This is a genomic window from Flavobacterium frigoritolerans (assembly GCF_025847275.1).
Taxonomy (GTDB): domain Bacteria; phylum Bacteroidota; class Bacteroidia; order Flavobacteriales; family Flavobacteriaceae; genus Flavobacterium; species Flavobacterium frigoritolerans.
On sequence record NZ_JAOZEV010000001.1, the window covers coordinates 437,867 to 455,587 of the forward strand.

At 33.3% G+C, this 17,721-nt stretch carries 15 protein-coding genes; 9 read left to right on the plus strand and 6 right to left on the minus strand.

Features of this window, described 5'->3' with window-relative positions:
• The first annotated feature begins 89 nt into the window (after positions 1-89).
• The 6 genes from OIU80_RS01910 to scpA all read left to right on the plus strand — a co-directional run bounded on the left by OIU80_RS01910 (position 90) and on the right by scpA (position 6,996).
• Positions 90-1,217 (plus strand): methionine aminotransferase, encoded by a 1,128-nt coding sequence (locus OIU80_RS01910; protein WP_264285417.1) that lies wholly within the window; start codon positions 90-92, stop codon positions 1,215-1,217.
• Between the two features lie 77 nt (positions 1,218-1,294).
• Positions 1,295-2,176 (plus strand): SDR family oxidoreductase, encoded by an 882-nt coding sequence (locus OIU80_RS01915; protein WP_264285418.1) that lies wholly within the window; start codon positions 1,295-1,297, stop codon positions 2,174-2,176.
• A gap of 200 nt (positions 2,177-2,376) precedes the next feature.
• Positions 2,377-2,985: a uridine kinase gene (udk, locus tag OIU80_RS01920; RefSeq protein ID WP_264285419.1), complete on the plus strand. Its 609-nt coding sequence runs from the start codon at positions 2,377-2,379 to the stop codon at positions 2,983-2,985.
• Positions 2,986-3,096: 111 nt separating this feature from the next.
• On the plus strand, positions 3,097-3,420 hold the full coding sequence (locus OIU80_RS01925; protein ID WP_264285420.1) for an FtsB family cell division protein: 324 nt from the start codon (positions 3,097-3,099) through the stop codon (positions 3,418-3,420).
• Between the two features lie 24 nt (positions 3,421-3,444).
• Positions 3,445-4,815, plus strand: a complete 1,371-nt coding sequence (locus OIU80_RS01930; RefSeq protein ID WP_264285421.1) for a methylmalonyl-CoA mutase subunit beta — start codon at positions 3,445-3,447, stop codon at positions 4,813-4,815.
• 42 nt (positions 4,816-4,857) lie between these two features.
• A complete protein-coding gene (gene scpA, locus OIU80_RS01935; RefSeq protein ID WP_264285422.1) occupies positions 4,858-6,996 on the plus strand; it encodes a methylmalonyl-CoA mutase in 2,139 nt (712 codons plus the stop codon).
• A gap of 56 nt (positions 6,997-7,052) precedes the next feature.
• On the opposite strand, the gene OIU80_RS01940 is transcribed toward scpA, so the two are convergent.
• From OIU80_RS01940 to dapF, 4 genes are all read right to left on the minus strand, one after another.
• On the minus strand, positions 7,053-7,697 hold the full coding sequence (locus OIU80_RS01940; RefSeq protein WP_264285514.1) for a peptidoglycan-binding protein LysM: 645 nt from the start codon (positions 7,695-7,697) through the stop codon (positions 7,053-7,055).
• A 501-nt stretch (positions 7,698-8,198) separates the two neighbouring features.
• Complete coding sequence (mltG, locus tag OIU80_RS01945; protein WP_264285423.1) at positions 8,199-9,239, minus strand: endolytic transglycosylase MltG; 1,041 nt, start codon at positions 9,237-9,239, stop codon at positions 8,199-8,201.
• 57 nt (positions 9,240-9,296) lie between these two features.
• Positions 9,297-9,830 carry a GNAT family N-acetyltransferase gene (locus tag OIU80_RS01950; protein ID WP_229990317.1) on the minus strand — a complete coding sequence of 178 codons (534 nt, stop codon included), beginning with the start codon at positions 9,828-9,830 and terminating at the stop codon, positions 9,297-9,299.
• 56 nt (positions 9,831-9,886) lie between these two features.
• Positions 9,887-10,669: a diaminopimelate epimerase gene (gene dapF, locus OIU80_RS01955; protein ID WP_264285515.1), complete on the minus strand. Its 783-nt coding sequence runs from the start codon at positions 10,667-10,669 to the stop codon at positions 9,887-9,889.
• 135 nt (positions 10,670-10,804) lie between these two features.
• Here dapF and OIU80_RS01960 point away from each other — a divergent pair, with 135 nt between their 5' ends.
• On the plus strand, positions 10,805-12,205 hold the full coding sequence (locus OIU80_RS01960) for a trypsin-like peptidase domain-containing protein (protein WP_264285424.1): 1,401 nt from the start codon (positions 10,805-10,807) through the stop codon (positions 12,203-12,205).
• 237 nt (positions 12,206-12,442) lie between these two features.
• A complete protein-coding gene (locus OIU80_RS01965) occupies positions 12,443-13,891 on the plus strand; it encodes a glyceraldehyde-3-phosphate dehydrogenase (RefSeq protein WP_264285425.1) in 1,449 nt (482 codons plus the stop codon).
• A gap of 195 nt (positions 13,892-14,086) precedes the next feature.
• On the opposite strand, the gene OIU80_RS01970 is transcribed toward OIU80_RS01965, so the two are convergent.
• Positions 14,087-14,548: an Lrp/AsnC family transcriptional regulator gene (locus tag OIU80_RS01970; protein WP_264285426.1), complete on the minus strand. Its 462-nt coding sequence runs from the start codon at positions 14,546-14,548 to the stop codon at positions 14,087-14,089.
• Positions 14,549-14,750: 202 nt separating this feature from the next.
• Between OIU80_RS01970 and ald the strand changes: the two genes are divergently transcribed.
• Positions 14,751-15,869 (plus strand): alanine dehydrogenase, encoded by a 1,119-nt coding sequence (gene ald, locus OIU80_RS01975; RefSeq protein ID WP_264285427.1) that lies wholly within the window; start codon positions 14,751-14,753, stop codon positions 15,867-15,869.
• Positions 15,870-15,998: 129 nt separating this feature from the next.
• Here ald and OIU80_RS01980 read toward each other — a convergent pair whose 3' ends face one another.
• Complete coding sequence (locus tag OIU80_RS01980; RefSeq protein WP_264285428.1) at positions 15,999-17,408, minus strand: APC family permease; 1,410 nt, start codon at positions 17,406-17,408, stop codon at positions 15,999-16,001.
• Between the last annotated feature and the right edge of the window lie 313 nt (positions 17,409-17,721).

Consider the following 17,721-nt stretch of genomic DNA (forward strand, 5'->3'; position numbering starts at 1 on the left):
AATTCTCTTTTTAGAACAACATTCGTTTCAGAAAAGAAATTCAGATTATCATAAAAAAGCTATCTTTATAAAAGTAATTATAGATTTTTATGAGCAAACTTCCACAAATTGGTACAAGTATTTTTACCGTTATGTCTAAAATGGCAAACGAACACAATGCAATTAATCTATCGCAAGGATTTCCAAATTTTCCGGTTGACGAACGACTAACTAGCATTGTAGCACGTCTCGCAACCGAGAATGTACACCAATATACACCAATGTCTGGTTACCCACCGCTATTAAATAAAATAGCAAAGCTTATTCTAGACTCTTATAAACGTGTAGTTCAACCAGAAACTGAAATTTTGGTAACTGCAGGAGCCACACAAGGTATTTTTACCACTATTCAGGCATTAATCAAAGCAAATGAAGAAGTAATCATTCTCGATCCGAGTTACGATTGCTATGAAGCTCCTGTTTTATTATGTAACGCACATGCTATTAGGGTTCCTTTAAACGATGATTACACTCCAAATTGGGAAATCATAGAAAAGGCTTGCTCTATAAAAACCCGAATGATAATCATCAATAATCCGCATAATCCAACAGGGAAAATTTTAGCGGAAGCAGATTTTATAAAATTAGAAAAGATTCTTGAAAAATATCCTGACCTATTAGTATTATCTGATGAGGTTTATGAATATATCACTTTTGAAGAAAAACACATCTCGGCACACACCCGTCAAGAACTTTTAAACCGTTGCATCATGATTTCCTCTTTTGGAAAATCATTTCATATTACAGGATGGAAAATTGGTTATGTTGTAGCGCCAGAACATTTAATGATTGAAATTAAAAAAGTACATCAATTTTTGGTTTTTAGCGTAAACAGCATTTCACAAGTTGCCATAAGCGAATACCTAGATATTGTTGATGTTACTAAACTTGGCAAGTTCTATCAGGAAAAACGAGATTACTTTAAAAAATTATTAGAAAAAAGCCGATTCGAATTAAAACCATGCGAAGGAACTTATTTTCAGGTTGCATCCTACAAGTCAATCTCCGACGAAGATGATGTAACTTTCTGCAAAAGACTAATAACTGAATATGGAGTTGCAGCAATACCTATTTCAACTTTCTATGCCAACGGAAAAGATTTAAAATTAATCCGTTTTTGTTTTGCCAAAGATAACGCTACACTCGAGGCAGCTGCCGAAAGATTATGCAACATTTAGCGTAAACTAAAATTAACACATTTATTATGCATGCATACTATTTAATTCTTATATTTACCTTTTAAATTTAAAAAAACATGAGTTATACAGATAAAATGTTAAGAGACGATGCTTTAAAAGGCAAAGTAATAGTGGTAACTGGCGGAGGAAGCGGACTAGGAAAAGCCATGACTAAATACTTTCTAGAGTTGGGTGCTAAAGTTGCTATAACGTCGAGAGATTTAGAAAAACTAAAAAATACAGCGACAGAACTTGAAGGCCAAACAGGAGGAACTTGTTTGCCACTACAATGTGATGTTCGTCATTATGAAGAAGTAGAAAACATGTTACAAGAAGTTTTAAAAGCTTTTGGTAAAGTAGATGTTTTACTAAATAATGCTGCTGGAAATTTTATTTCACCAACCGAAAGATTATCAGCTAATGCTTTTGATACTGTTATCGATATTGTACTAAAAGGATCTAAAAACTGTACACTTGCTTTTGGAAAACACTGGATTGACACCAAACAAACATCAGCTACAGTATTAAATATTGTAACCACTTATGCTTGGACAGGTTCTGCTTATGTTGTACCAAGTGCTACTGCAAAAGCTGGAGTACTAGCTATGACAAGAAGTCTTGCTGTAGAATGGGCAAAATACGGAATCCGTACTAATGCTATTGCTCCAGGTCCATTCCCAACAAAAGGAGCTTGGGACAGATTACTTCCTGGAGATCTTGCGGAAAAATTCGACATGGCAAAAAAAGTGCCTTTAAAACGTGTGGGAGACCATCAGGAATTAGCCAATTTAGCTGCTTATTTAGTTTCTGATTTCTCAGCCTATGTAAATGGTGAAGTAATTGTTATCGATGGTGGCGAATGGTTAAAAGGAGCTGGACAATTTAATTTATTAGAAGCAATTCCAGAAGAGCTTTGGGATCAGCTTGAAATGATGATAAAAGCAAAGAAAAACAAATAATAAGTGCTTACTAAAGTCAGGTATTTAAACAAATCACTGATTGCACAAAAGGTCTCGATTACAATGTAATTGAGACCTTTTCTTTTACTTAAAAAGTTCAAAAAGTAACATAAAAGCTACACCGAATTTTAAGAATTTTATCTGGTGACAAATCCGTATTAATTCTTATTTTTGCCGCTTCAAATTATAACAACATTTTTATGCTCATCATTGGAATTGCAGGCGGAACAGGAAGCGGAAAAACAACCGTAGTACATCAAATCATGAATGAATTACCTCATGCCGAAGTGGGCGTAATCTCTCAGGATTCGTATTACAAAGAAAATAAAAATCTATCTTTTGATGAAAGAGCTCTAATTAATTTTGATCATCCACGTGCGATAGATTTCGATTTATTAGTTAGCCATTTAAAAGACCTTAAAGAAGGAAAAACAATCGATCAGCCAGTTTATTCTTTCATCACTCATAATAGAACCGACGATACAATTAGCACACATCCTAGAAAAGTAATGATCGTAGAAGGGATTTTAATCCTTACAAACCCAGAACTTAGAGAGCTTTTTGACATTAAAGTATATGTTCATGCCGATTCTGACGAGAGACTTATCAGACGTTTAAAGCGTGATATCGCAGAACGTGGTCGTGACCTAGACGAAGTTTTAACACGTTACCAAAACACATTAAAACCTATGCATGAGCAATTTATAGAGCCTACTAAAGCTTTTGCTGACATCATAATACCAAACGACAAATACAATACTGTAGCAATAGATGTAGTTCGTGCAGTAATTACTCAACGTATTCTATAATTTTATTGTAAATTTATTGCATTAATAATTAGGAGCTAATCCCGTTTTCACCTTTATCTTTGTTCGTTCCTCACAAAGGATATCGGTTCTACCGGGGCTAAAAAATAAAAAATGACTAATCCATATAAAGACAAATCCTGGTTTAAATTCCTAAGCAACAAGTATGTTTGGGTATTGTTATTTTTTATAGTCTGGATGGTTTTTCTAGATAATTACTCCTATTTTGACCATCGTTTTCTCGATAATCAAATAAATGAGTTACAAGACAATAAAACCTATTATCAGGAAGAAATAAAAAAAGATCAGGAACAAATAAAAGAGCTTAAAAACCCAGAGCAAATTGAGAAATATGCTAGGGAAAAGTACTTTATGAAAAAAGATAGTGAAGACATATACATCATAGAATTTGAAGGTGACACTATCAAAAAAAAATAAAATCAAAATTATAAAAAGATAAAAATGGCTACTCCCCTTTTCGATAATTTTAATCCCGTATCATCCAAACAGTGGAAACAACAAATTCAATTTGAATTGGATGGTGCCGATTATAACGAAACACTGATTTGGAATTCGCCAGAAGACATTCAGGTAAAACCATTTTATCATAATGATGAAGATATAGAGCCTGTTGAAGTCACAACCAAAGCAACTGATTTTAAAATATGCCAGAACATATTTGTTCATGACGTTTCAAAATCAGTTGAAAGGGCTTCAGATTCACTAAAAAGAGGAGCCGAAAGTTTACGTTTTACAATTGAAGATGACACTATTGACATTGAAAAATTATTGCAAAATTTAGATCTGAAAAATAGAAACGTTTACTTTAATTTGAATTTCATTTCAATCGATTTCGTTAAAAAACTAAACGCAATATCGAAACAGAAAAACGCAACTTTTTATTATACTATTGACCCAATTGGACAACTAGCAAAAGATGGAAATTGGTTTTCATTTACAACCAAAGAAAAAAACAATTTCGAAACACTTGAGATTCTTTCAAAGGAAATTCCAAATACATCATTAATAAGTATTAATGCAGGTTTATATCAAAATGCTGGCGCCAATATGGTTCAACAAATTGCATATACTGTAGCACATGCCAACGAATATTTTAACCGAATTCCTTCGATAAACGGAACTATAGTGTTACAAATATCAGTAGGAACAAATTACTTTTTTGAAATAGCCAAACTTCGTGCTTTGCGATTACTTTTTAATCTGATTGCAACCGAATACAATTCAAATATCGAATGCCATTTATTGGTTTCTCCAACAAAACGAAATAAAACCTTGTATGATTATAATGTAAATATGCTACGTACCACAACCGAATGTATGTCGGCAATAATTGGTGGTGCTGATGCTATTGCAAATTTACCATACGACGCTTTATACCACAAAGACAATGAATTTGGAGATCGAATAGCTCGTAATCAACTATTGATTCTTAAAAACGAAAGTTATTTTGACAAAGTCAATAATCCTGCCGACGGAAGTTATTATATCGAAAGTCTTACTAAACAACTTGCCGAAAAAGCATTAACCCTTTTTAAAGACATCGAAGCTAATGGTGGGTTCCTAAAACTACTGAACGAAGGAACCATTAAAAGAAGGATTCAGGAAAGTGCAGATAAGGAACAGGAATTATTTGATTCAAAAAAAGAAATATTGCTCGGGACAAATAAGTACCCAAACAAAGAAGACAAAATGAAGCATGATTTAGAGCTCTTTCCTTTTGTAAAAATAAAACCTAGAAAAACATTAATTACACCAATAATAGAAAAACGGTTGTCCGAAAAATTAGAACAGGAACGTTTAGCTCTTGAATAATCTAATTTTAAAGTAATAACAACCCATACAAAAAGTGTTTCAATGATACGAAAAGACCTCAACCATATCAGGCTAGATGTTAAAAGTGAGAAGTTAGATGTTGTTTCTAAAAATCAACAGCCAACCAACTACTTTGAAACAGCCGAAGGCATTGATTTAAAAGCTACCTATACTGAACAAGATATTGAAAACATAGAACATATTGGTTTTGGAGCAGGATTTGCGCCTAATTTAAGAGGTCCTTATGCAACTATGTATGTCAGACGCCCTTGGACAATCAGGCAATATGCAGGTTTTTCAACGGCAGAGGAAAGTAATGCTTTTTACAGACGTAATCTGGCTGCTGGTCAAAAAGGCTTATCAATTGCTTTTGACTTACCTACCCATCGTGGTTACGACTCTGATCATGAACGTGTTGTAGGTGACGTGGGTAAAGCCGGAGTTGCTATTGATACAGTCGAAGACATGAAAGTCTTATTTGATCAAATTCCGCTTGAAGAAATGTCAGTTTCAATGACAATGAATGGAGCTGTTTTACCAATTATGGCTTTTTATATTGTTGCAGCCGAAGAACAAGGTGTTCCTCCTGTAAAACTTTCAGGAACCATCCAAAATGACATCCTAAAAGAATTCATGGTGCGTAACACGTATATCTACCCACCAACTCCTTCAATGAAGATTATTGCTGATATTTTTGAATTTACAAGCAAAAAAATGCCAAAATTCAATTCGATTTCAATTTCAGGATATCATATGCAGGAAGCAGGAGCAACAGCCGACATTGAATTAGCCTACACTCTTGCTGACGGATTAGAATATATTCGAACTGGACTGGCAACAGGAATGTCTATAGATGAGTTTGCTCCTAGATTGTCTTTTTTCTGGGCTATAGGAATGAATCACTTTATGGAAATCGCCAAAATGCGCGCTGGAAGAATGATTTGGGCCAAACTGGTTCAACAGTTTAATCCTAAAAATGATAAATCTTTAGCATTAAGAACACACTGCCAGACTAGCGGATGGAGTTTAACAGAACAAGATCCATTTAATAATGTTGCACGTACTTGTATTGAAGCTACTGCTGCTGCTTTTGGCGGTACACAATCTTTACATACAAATGCACTAGACGAAGCAATTGCATTACCAACAGATTTTTCGGCAAGAATTGCTCGTAATACACAAATCTTCTTGCAGGAAGAAACCAAAATAACCAAAACAGTTGATCCATGGGCAGGTAGTTACTATGTTGAAAGCTTAACAAATGAGATAGTGACCAATGCATGGAAACTAATTGAAGAGGTTGAAGAACTAGGCGGAATGACTAAAGCTATTGAAGCAGGTATTCCTAAATTACGAATAGAAGAAGCGGCTGCAAGAAAACAAGCCCGAATAGACAGCGGACAAGATATAATTGTAGGTGTTAACAAATACCGACTAGAAAAAGAAGATCCTTTACAGATTCTTGATGTCGACAACCAAATGGTTCGAAAGCAACAAGTTGCTCAACTCGAACATATTAAAGCTACGAGAGATTCTGAAAAAGTAAAAGCAATACTCGAAAAATTAATTCATTGTGCTAAAACCGGCGACGGAAATTTACTGGAAATAGCTATTGATGCAGCAAGAAATCGTGCCACCTTAGGCGAGATTAGCGATGCATTAGAAACTATTTTTGGGAGATACAAAGCACAAATTAAATCCTTTAGTGGCGTGTACAGTGCAGCAATAAAAGACGACAAAAGCTTTGAGAAAGCAAAACAATTGGCCGATACCTTTGCAAAACAAGAAGGTCGTCGTCCAAGAATTATGATTGCCAAAATGGGGCAAGACGGTCATGACAGAGGCGCAAAAGTAGTTGCCACTGGTTATGCCGATGTAGGTTTTGATGTAGACATTGGCCCACTTTTCCAGACTCCTGCTGAAGCAGCCAAACAAGCTGTAGAAAATGACGTCCATATTCTAGGCGTTTCTTCACTTGCTGCGGGGCATAAAACCCTTGTTCCACAAGTTATTGAAGAACTTAAAAAACATGGACGCGAAGATATTATGGTAATTGTAGGAGGCGTAATACCTGCACAAGATTATCAATATTTATTTGATGCAGGTGCAGTTGCTGTTTTTGGACCTGGTACAAAAATAAGCGAAGCTGCAATTACAATTCTGGAAATCCTAATTGATTAAAAAACAAAAAACCTGCAATCACTTGCAGGTTTTTTTATATCCTTAATTCTAATAAATTACATTGAATGCACAGTAGCATCATTGTCTGCTTCGACAGAAGATACATTATATCCTCCAAAAGCTTTCATATAGCTTCTTATAGACGTTCCATAAGCATCTCTGAAGTATTTTTGTCCATTATGCTTAAAAAAGTTTTTAACAGAACCAGCACCTCCTAAATGAGCCGCCGCTAATATTCCTGATTCGGTAATATAAATTCCGCTAATCAACTTCCCTTCGTATTTCTCGATTTCTTTTCTTAATATCCATTTGTTTTTAGACAATAAAGCTATAAATGCTTTTTCTTGTAACGCAGGATTTTTTAGGAATGCTTCATTATTTCGAACTCCAATTGCACGTAAGGCCTGGGTTCCGAATTGATATTTCCCCATATAACCAAGTGTATTTACTTTTCTGTATTTGCCTTGAGATTCTTTTAAAGCGATTGCTTCTTTGAAACCGATTAGGTGGTTTCCGGTGAAAGGAATACTGTCTACAACAGGATAATCTTTCTTCTCTTTAGATGGTAGTAAGTATTCGGTTCCATCTGTATTTTCTGTAAGAAACCAAGGTTTGGCGTCTAATTTAAAGGGCTTAAAACCCGTGCTTAAAAATGCAATAATAACTGTTAACGTTGTGTAAAAATACCATTTCTTTATCATAGATTGTTTTTCTTTTGAACGCTGTCCCATTCAAAAATTTCTGCCCGCAAAGATACAACAAAATTTATAAAGCTATAAATCAACTAGTTAAACTTTTCTAAAAACACCCCTAACCTCCTAGTTAGAAGAGCGTTCCAGAAAATATTTTTAATTCTTGATCGCGCTAAAAGCCAATGAAAACGTTTTCTAAAAAACTAGTTTCCATTCAATTTTTGTAAGAAAAACGTCGAGACACAGGTAAAACCTGCTAGCCTTTTTTATGTCTCAATTCATCAAATTAGTATTGTTTTTTTCTGTATTCTCAATAAAAAAAAGAGCATTACTTTCCCCAAAAAAACAGTTTAATGTTATAGTAATTTCAGATAACTCGGCAACCAAATTAAATTTCAAAAAAAATCAACTAAAAAATAATGCCGAAGTCATATAACTTCGGCATCTTTTATATTTTTCAATTATATCTAAAAACCTTATTTAGACAAACTGCTATTTTCACTATCAAAACTATCTTACCACTCCTTGGCTATTAATCCAGTCTGAATATTTTTTTGCATTTACATTATGCTGTGCTAAAGTAGAGGCAAATTCGTGGTACCCAAAACGATCTATACTTGCGCAAAAATAGATATAATCATTTTTCTCAGGATTCAAAACTGCTTCTAGTGCTGTGATATCAGGCATTGCAATTGGTCCTGGAGGAAGTCCCGTATTCATATAAGTATTATAAGGAGAAGACATTGTTAAGTCTTTATAGAAAACTCTTTTTATTACTTGGTCAAAATCATTTGTTTTCTTTTTGATTGCATAAATAACTGTTGGATCTGCTTGTAATGGCATTTCCAAACGCAATCTGTTTAGGTAAACCCCTGCAATTCTTGGTCTCTCATCCTTTTTTACCGATTCTTTATGTACTATTGAAGCTAAAATTGTAGCTTCTACTGGAGTTAATCCCTGTGCTTTGGCTTTTGCAATTCGTTCATCAGTCCAGAAATTATGATATTCTTTAATCATTTTATCACGAAACTTTAGCGCCGAAGTATTCCAATACACTTCATAAGTATTCGGAATAAACATTGCAAATACATTTTCTTCGTTAAAACCATTTTCTTTCAAAAACTCAGGATCTTTAAAAGCGGTCAACAAAGACAAGCTATCAGCCTCAATTTGAGAGCCAATTCGCCCTGCAAAATTCTCCAAACGTTCCTGATTATTAAACGCTAATTTAACTGGAACATTAGATCGCATTGCTCTTACCAAATCCATATTGTTCATGTCCTTGGTCAATAAAAAACGTCCTGGTTTTACATTTTCCGGATAGTTTCTTTTATTGGCAACCATTTCAAAATTATTTAAATCTTTTACATAGGGCTCCAATATTTTTTTGACATTTTCATAATCTGATCCCGTAGGCACATATACATAAACTTCTTTCTCAGAAAATTTAGTATTAGCACTAAAAATTTGGTTTATCAAAATGAATCCGTAAACCATCAAAACCGAAATTACAATAACGGCACTTATCGTTATAATTTTCTTTATATTCATATGGGGTTGCATTACTTGCTAGTATTTATAAAATCAAAATTATCTAAAACTAAATATTTAAAACTTCTTATTAATTAATTGAAACATTGCTTCATCCTGGTAAACACCGTTCACCAAAAGCCAATCTTTTTTTGTTCCAATTTTTTCAAAGCCAAATTTAGTAAAAAGTGCATTACTTGCTTCGTTTTTAACACCAATATTTGCATATAATTGATGTAAATTAAGATGATAGAAAGAATACTTAATTAATAGCTCTAAAGCCTCTGAACCAATATTTTGGTTCCTTTTTTCATTATCTTGAATTACAATTCCGATACCTGCCCTATTATTCTTAGGATCAAAATCAAATAAATCAACTAAACCAATGGCAGGAAAATCCTGATCCTGACAAATAGCTAGTCGCAATTGTTTTGCTTCATAAATATCCTGATGTGCATTTTCTAGATACTGTTTTATCAAGAATCGGCTATAAGGTGTTTGAGTATTGCTGACTTCCCAAATTCTAAGATCGTTTTCGACTGCATAAATAAACTCCAAATCATTAGGTTCTAATGCTCGTATATAAATGGTATCTCCTTTTAATGTTATCATTTGATGTTTTTAGTTCGCCTTAGACTTTCTCCGGCTAATAATTAGGATTATACTATCTAAATTTTGATTGTTCCTTTAAATACAAATTCAGCAGGTCCTTTAAGAAAAACATTGGTAAAATGCTCTCCTATTTTTTCAAAAGAAACCACTAGTTTACCTCCTTCAACATTTAAGTTAATGTCTGTTTCATTTGTTTCTCCTATCGCATTCATGGCTATTGCAACTGCTGTAGCACCAGTTCCACAAGCAAGTGTCTCATCTTCTACCCCTCTTTCGTAGGTACGTAATGAAAACGTCTTATCATCTATTTTCTTTACAAAATTGATATTGCTACCTGGTTTACCATATAAATCGCCATAGCGTATAGCAGCACCATTTTCTTTTACATTATAATGCTCTAAGTCATCTACTAATTGTACATGGTGCGGAGAACCTGTATCTAAAAACGTATGATCTTCAAATTTATTTACAGCATCAACATCTATCATTTGCAAAGAAACAATAGAGTCTGGTGCTATTGTAGCATGATGCAAACCATCTGTCGCTATAAAAGTAGTTTCATTTTCGATTACATTCAGCTTTTTGGCAAATGCAACCAAACATCGACCGCCGTTACCACACATCGAACTTTGGTTTCCATCGGCGTTATAATACACCATTCTAAAATCGGTTTCAGAATCGTTTTCTAATAAAATAAGTCCATCTGCACCTATTCCGAATCTTCTGTCGCACAAACGTTCAATTAATTTTGTATCTTTCTTTGGGAAAAAATCAGAACGATTATCAATCATTACAAAATCATTTCCAGTTCCCTGATATTTATAAAATTCTACTTGCATTATTCTTGAATTATTAACTACAAAAGTACGAACTATTAATGAAATGTTAATCATTGTTAAAGAGAGTTAAACCACTTTACTTCAGATTTTTTTTGATATAATTTTATAATAGATAACTTAAAACACTAATCAACTATGAAACGATTTTCAACCTTATTTTTAGTATCCCTATTAAGCGGCGCTACTACACTTGGTGCATACAAGTTATTATTTGATAATAACGGGTCTTTTTTTGGTGAAAAAAATCCAATAGTAACTGTAGCTCCTAATTCGTACTCCAAAGAAGTAGGATTAGCTGCCGAAACTGTAGATTTTACTGCAGCAGCAGATAAAACGATTCATACAGTGGTACACGTAAAAAATGTATCCCGCAGAACTGTTACTAACCCGATGTTAGAATTTTTTTACGGGTATGGAGGTCAACAGACGCAAGAACAAGTTGGTACAGGATCTGGTGTAATTATTTCTGCTGACGGATATATCGTGACCAATAATCACGTTATAAAAAATGCTACTGAAATTGAAATTACTTTAAACAATAAAAAATCTTATACCGCAAAACTTATCGGAACAGATTCAAAAATGGATATTGCTTTATTAAAAATTAATGCCGACGAAAAATTACCTTATACCGTTTTTGCTAATTCGGATTCAGTAAAAGTTGGTGAGTGGGTTTTGGCAGTAGGAAATCCATATAACCTAACTTCTACAGTAACTGCAGGAATTGTTTCAGCAAAAGCAAGAAATTTAGACACTAACGGGATCCAATCTTTTATTCAAACAGATGCCGCTGTAAACCCAGGTAATAGTGGTGGTGCATTAGTAAATACAAGAGGAGAATTAATCGGTATCAATACCATGATTTCATCTACAACAGGTTCTTATGTAGGATACTCATTTGCTGTTCCGTCTAATATTGCTAGAAAAATCATCGAAGATATAATGGAGTTTGGTAATGTTCAAAGAGCTATATTAGGTGTTGAAGGCGGTGAACTTAATAATACAGCTGCTAAAGAATTAGGTATATCACAAACCCAAGGTTTTTATATCAATAAAGTGACTAAAAAATCTGGAGCTGAAAAATCTGGACTTCAAAGAGGAGATATCATTGTAAAATTAGATAATCGAGATATTTCTACTTACGCCGATTTTTCTGGATATATTAATACAAAAAGACCTAATGACGTAGTTCAGGTAACTTATATCCGTGACGGAAAAAACAAAGTAGTACCTGTTACTTTAAATAAAAATGAATTTTTTAGTACCGAATTTAAAGGAATCGAATTAGAAAATATCGATGGTATTGACAAAAAGAAGTTTGGTATAAACTATGGTGTAAAAATAAAAGCACTTACAAACGAAAATCTTAAACAATATAACGATGAATTAAAAGGCAACATTATATTAAGTATAGATAATATAAAAGCGACAGATATCGAAACTGTTTCAAGACTTTTAAATCAAAAAGACGAGAATCAAAGCATACGAATTGAAATGATTAATAAAAACGGAGAAGTTATCCGAGTTATCATCTAATTTTTTTATTTCCCAAAACTAAAGCCATCTTAATTATAAGATGGCTTTTTTATTTTCTTTCGATATATGATTTAAGTTTTTGTTATTAGAAGATCCTATTTTGATTTTATTGGAAGAAAATAATTCTATATAAGTTTCCAAAATAAATCACAAAATAGTTTACGAAATCGATTGAAATAGGTACTTTTGCGCCAAATTTAAAAAAACAAGCTGTTTTATTTTTAGAAATTTTCAACTATGAGCAAAAAATCATTGTACCAAAAAGAAGTATCATTTCAAGTCGACAGACGAAAAGCCGGAGTAGAATTGATTAAAATCATAAGCGATTTATGGTATGACAAATCCATCGAAATGGTTTTATTTAAAAATCAATTACTGGACAAAAATGTAAGCGACATCATTAACCTGCATCAATATGCAGGAGAATTTGTAGGTAAACCTATTACTATTTTTGATTCTGTTGAAATTGCAAGAGTTGTTTTATCTCTAAAATTACCACCTGCCAAAATAGATATTGGAAAGTTAACTTATGAATATCGTTTGGAGGATGAAAAATACCCTGATGCCCGCCATTTTGTAATTGAAAAATTAAAAGAAGCTAAATCATCTGAAGAGATTCAACCTAAAGATGTTGTTCTTTATGGTTTTGGTAGAATTGGCCGTTTATTGGCTAGAGAATTAATGTCGAAAACCGGAAAAGGAAATCAATTGCGATTAAGAGCTATTGTTATTCGTGACAAAAGTGAACTTGCAAATCTTGAAAAAAGAGCTTCTTTATTAAGATATGATTCTATTCATGGAGACTTCCAAGGATCTGTGGTAGCTGATCCTAAGAACAATGCTTTATTAATTAACGGAACTACAGTTCATGTAATTTCTGCAAATTCTCCAGAAGAAATAGACTACACTCTATATGGCATCAACAACGCCTTAGTTATTGATAATACTGGTGCTTTTACAACACAAGAGGCTTTGAGCAGACATTTAGTTTCTAAAGGCGTTGACAAAGTTTTACTTACTGCTCCAGGAAAAGGAGTTCCTAATATTGTACATGGAGTAAATCACAACGAATATAACCCAGATGAGAATGATATTTTCTCAGCTGCATCTTGTACCACAAATGCTATTACTCCTGTTCTAAAAGCAATAGAAGATACGCTAGGAGTTGTAAAAGGTCATCTAGAAACTATTCATGCTTATACGAACGACCAGAATTTAGTTGATAATATGCACAAAAAATACCGTCGAGGGAGAGCTGCTGCTTTAAACATGGTTATTACCGAAACTGGCGCAGGAAGTGCAGTTGCAAAAGCATTACCATCTCTTGAAGGAAAATTAACTTCGAATGCAATTCGTGTTCCTGTTCCTAATGGCTCTCTGGTTGTATTGAATCTTGATGTAAAAAAAGCTACTTCGATTGCTGGAATCAATAAAATAATGAAAAAATATGCGCTTGAAGGGGAACTGGTAGAGCAAATAAAATACTCTTTGAATACTGAGTTGGTTTCTTCTGATATAATTGGTACTTCGGCACCATCTATTTATGATAGCAACGCGACAATAGTTTCCAAAGATGGAAAAAGTATTGTATTATATATATGGTATGACAATGAATTTGGTTACAGCCATCAAGTAATTCGATTGGCTAAATATATTGCCAAAGTAAGACGCTTTACCTATTACTAGTATACAAACAACCAAAACCAACTTTTTCTTAAAAGCATCAAGATTTCTTGATGCTTTTTTAGTTTTAGACAATCTTCTAGTCTTATTAATTTAAACTATATAAGCGATGTAGGGTCTTTTAAGTTTTATACTAATTAATAATCACTTATATGATTCACATTTGTCTCAACAATAACTTAACTTAAACAATAGTCTTTATATTATTGGTAAAACTGTTGTGCTCTTTACTTCGGATATTACAAAGACAGTATTGATTAAAGAAACTTCTGGCAAAACAGATAATTTCTTTTGATGAAATTGATGGTAGGATTCCATATCAGGAATGATAATTTTAAGCATATAATCAAAATTTCCTGAAACATAATTACATTCTACAACTTCAGGTAAATTCAAAATAGATTGATTAAATCCTTCCGAAGTATCATACGTTTGTTTTGTGAGCGTTACCTGGCAATAAACCGTAAGATTATTCCCTAGTTTTTTCTTACTTAAAATAGACACATATTTCTCAATAACTCCCTCTCTTTCAAGACGTTTAACTCGGTCATGGACAGGCGTAAGAGACAAATTTATTTTATTTGCTATGTCCTTTAAAGTATGGCGCGCATCTTCTTGTAAAAGGCGTAGGATTTTTTTGTCAGTTTCGTCTAAAAGCATAGTAAAAAGTGTTTCAAATAATTATTGATAATCAGTCATTTTTTCTTTTTACAGTCGTTAAATGCCTCTTAAAAAGAATATTTTTTTGTAAAAATATTAAATAAAAACAATATTTTCTTAATTATAATCATAATATCAATAATATATTCTCTATATGTAGCTTTGTAAAACAAAATTAACAAAAACAAAAAAAACTTAAGAAATGATAATAGGTGTTCCAAAAGAAATCAAGAATAACGAAAACCGTGTAGCTGTTACACCAGCTGGGGTTTCTGAAATGAAAAAACATGGTCATGTTGTTTACGTTCAAGCAACTGCAGGTTTAGGAAGCGGATTCAGTGATGAGGAGTACACTGCGGCTGGAGCTCAGGTTCTAGCAACTATTGAAGAAGTATATGCTATTGCTGAAATGATTATTAAAGTAAAAGAGCCTATTGCTTCTGAATATGATTTAATCAAAAAAGATCAATTATTATTTACATACTTTCACTTTGCTTCATCAGAGCCATTAACACATGCTATGATCGAAAAAGGAGCTGTATGTTTAGCTTACGAAACTGTTGAAAAAACAGATCGTAGTTTACCTTTATTAGTTCCAATGTCAGAAGTTGCTGGACGTATGTCTATCCAACAAGGAGCTAAATACCTTGAGAAGCCATTAAAAGGAAGAGGAATTCTTTTAGGCGGTGTTCCTGGTGTTCCTCCTGCTAAAGTATTAGTACTTGGTGGTGGAATCGTAGGTACTCAAGCTGCAAAAATGGCTGCTGGTTTAGGAGCTCAAGTTACTATCATGGATGTAAGTTTAGCACGTCTACGTCATTTAGATGACATTATGCCTGCTAATGTAAATACAGAAATGTCTAATCACTATAATATCACTAAAGCAATTGCTGATGCTGATTTAGTAGTTGGAGCTGTTTTAATTCCAGGAGCAAAAGCTCCACATTTAGTTACTCGTGATATGCTTAAATTAATGCGTCCAGGAACTGTTGTTGTGGATGTTGCCGTTGACCAAGGTGGATGTATTGAAACTTGTACACCAACAACTCACGAAAACCCAACTTTTATTATTGATGATATTGTACATTACTGTGTGGCTAATATGCCTGGAGCTGTACCTTACACATCTACACTTGCTTTAACAAATGCTACTCTTCCTTATGCTTTACAATTGGCTAACAAAGGATGGCAAAAAGCATGTAATGAAAATGAAGAATTGAGAAAAGGTTTAAATATTGCAAATGGAAAAATTCTTTACAAAGGAGTTGCCGAAGCTTGGAATCTTCCTTATAATGAAGAATTAGTGTTAGCAAACATATAATTGCTAGCATTATAACAAGTGCTTACTACACTAGAAAACCCGTCATATGACGGGTTTTCTGTTTTTATACAAATTTATTTCAGTTCGATTTTAGTTTTAAATTTTAATTAAAACAAACTTTACCTTTTATTACTCTTTCGGCTTGGTCAAATAATATACTGGAATTCCTGTTAGCATAATTAATACTCCCCAACCACAAGTAGAGAATTTGGTAAGCAACAAACAAATACATATTGCCGACGCTACTACAATATACAAGATTGGCAGGAACGGATAGCCAAAAGCTTTATAAGGTCTTTCTGCATTTGGCATTTTTTTACGCAAAATAAAGATTCCGTAAATAGTCAAAATATAAAAGATCAAAACAATGATAATTACAAAATCAAGTAAGTCTCCATACTTTCCTGTCAAGCATAAAGCCGAAGCCCAAATACATTGTGCCCATAAAGCCCAAGCAGGAACACTCGACTCATTTAAGACTGCTGCTTTCTTAAAAAACAAACCATCCTTAGCCATTGTATAATACACTCTGGCACCTGCCATAATTAATCCATTATTACAAGCAAAAGTCGAAATCATAATCATAATTGCAATGATTAATGTTCCAATATTTCCAAAAATATATTGTGATGCTACAACTGCTACTCTATCTGATTTTGCTGTAGCTATTTCATCCAAAGGAATAACTGCCAAATACATTAGATTAGTTAGAACATAGATAATCGTAACTATAAAGGTTCCTAGAAACAAACTAAAGCCTACATTGCGTTTTGGATTTTTAATTTCACCAGCAATAAAAGTCACCCCATTCCAGGCATCACTAGAAAACAAGGATCCAACCATAGCAGCCGAAATACCTGTAATTAATGCTGTTCCTCCAATTGGGAACCAAGATTTAGTATCTGTATCAAAAGCTCGTGTTGACCAAGCATCTGCCCAATTTGCATCCCAAATAGAAGCTTTAGCGCCTAGTGTTAATCCGAAAACAATCAATCCTAAAAGCGATAAAATTTTAATGATCGTTAAAACTGTCTGCAATATTTTACTGTTTTTAACTCCACGACTATTAATATACGTTAAGAAAACAATCGTAACAATAGAAACCAATTGAGCCGCATTTAAACGGAAAGCACCAATCTCAAAAAGTATATTCTCATCGCTAAATGGCTCATAAAGATAAGCTGCGAATTTTGCAAAAGCTACACCTACAGCTGCAATTGTACCTGTTTGGATAACTGCAAAAAAGCTCCATCCGTACAGAAAAGCTATTAATTTGTTGTAAGCCTCTTTTAAATAAACATACTGCCCTCCTGCTTTTGGAAACATAGCACTTAGCTCTCCATAACTCACTGCTGCTATAACTGTAATTAATCCCGAAATCAGCCAAATCATAGTTAGCCAACCAGCAGAACCCACTTGTCGAGCAATATCGGCACTCACAATAAATATTCCTGAGCCTATCATGGATCCAACTACTAGCATAGTTCCATCCAATAATCCGAGTTCTCTTTTAAAATCTTCTGGTTTGTTTTCTTGCATATATTTTGGTTTTTGGTTAGCTAAAGATATACTTTTTTTGGAAATCTTAGTTTTTAGATCATTGATTTTTAGATTATACCACAGTCTTAATCTTTAGTTTTAATAACATCTTCAAGCAGAGTAAAGCCTAAGCTATTTTTATTTACAATACAAAATCTAAAAATCAATGAATAATCTCTTTCGCTATTATTCTTTTCAGCATCCAAAAACTTAATCACAAGATAACTAATACTTTACCATCAATTATTTTAAAAAAAATAATTTCGTTTAATAATATAAGAAAAAGACAAAATCATGTAATCTCCTTATAAAT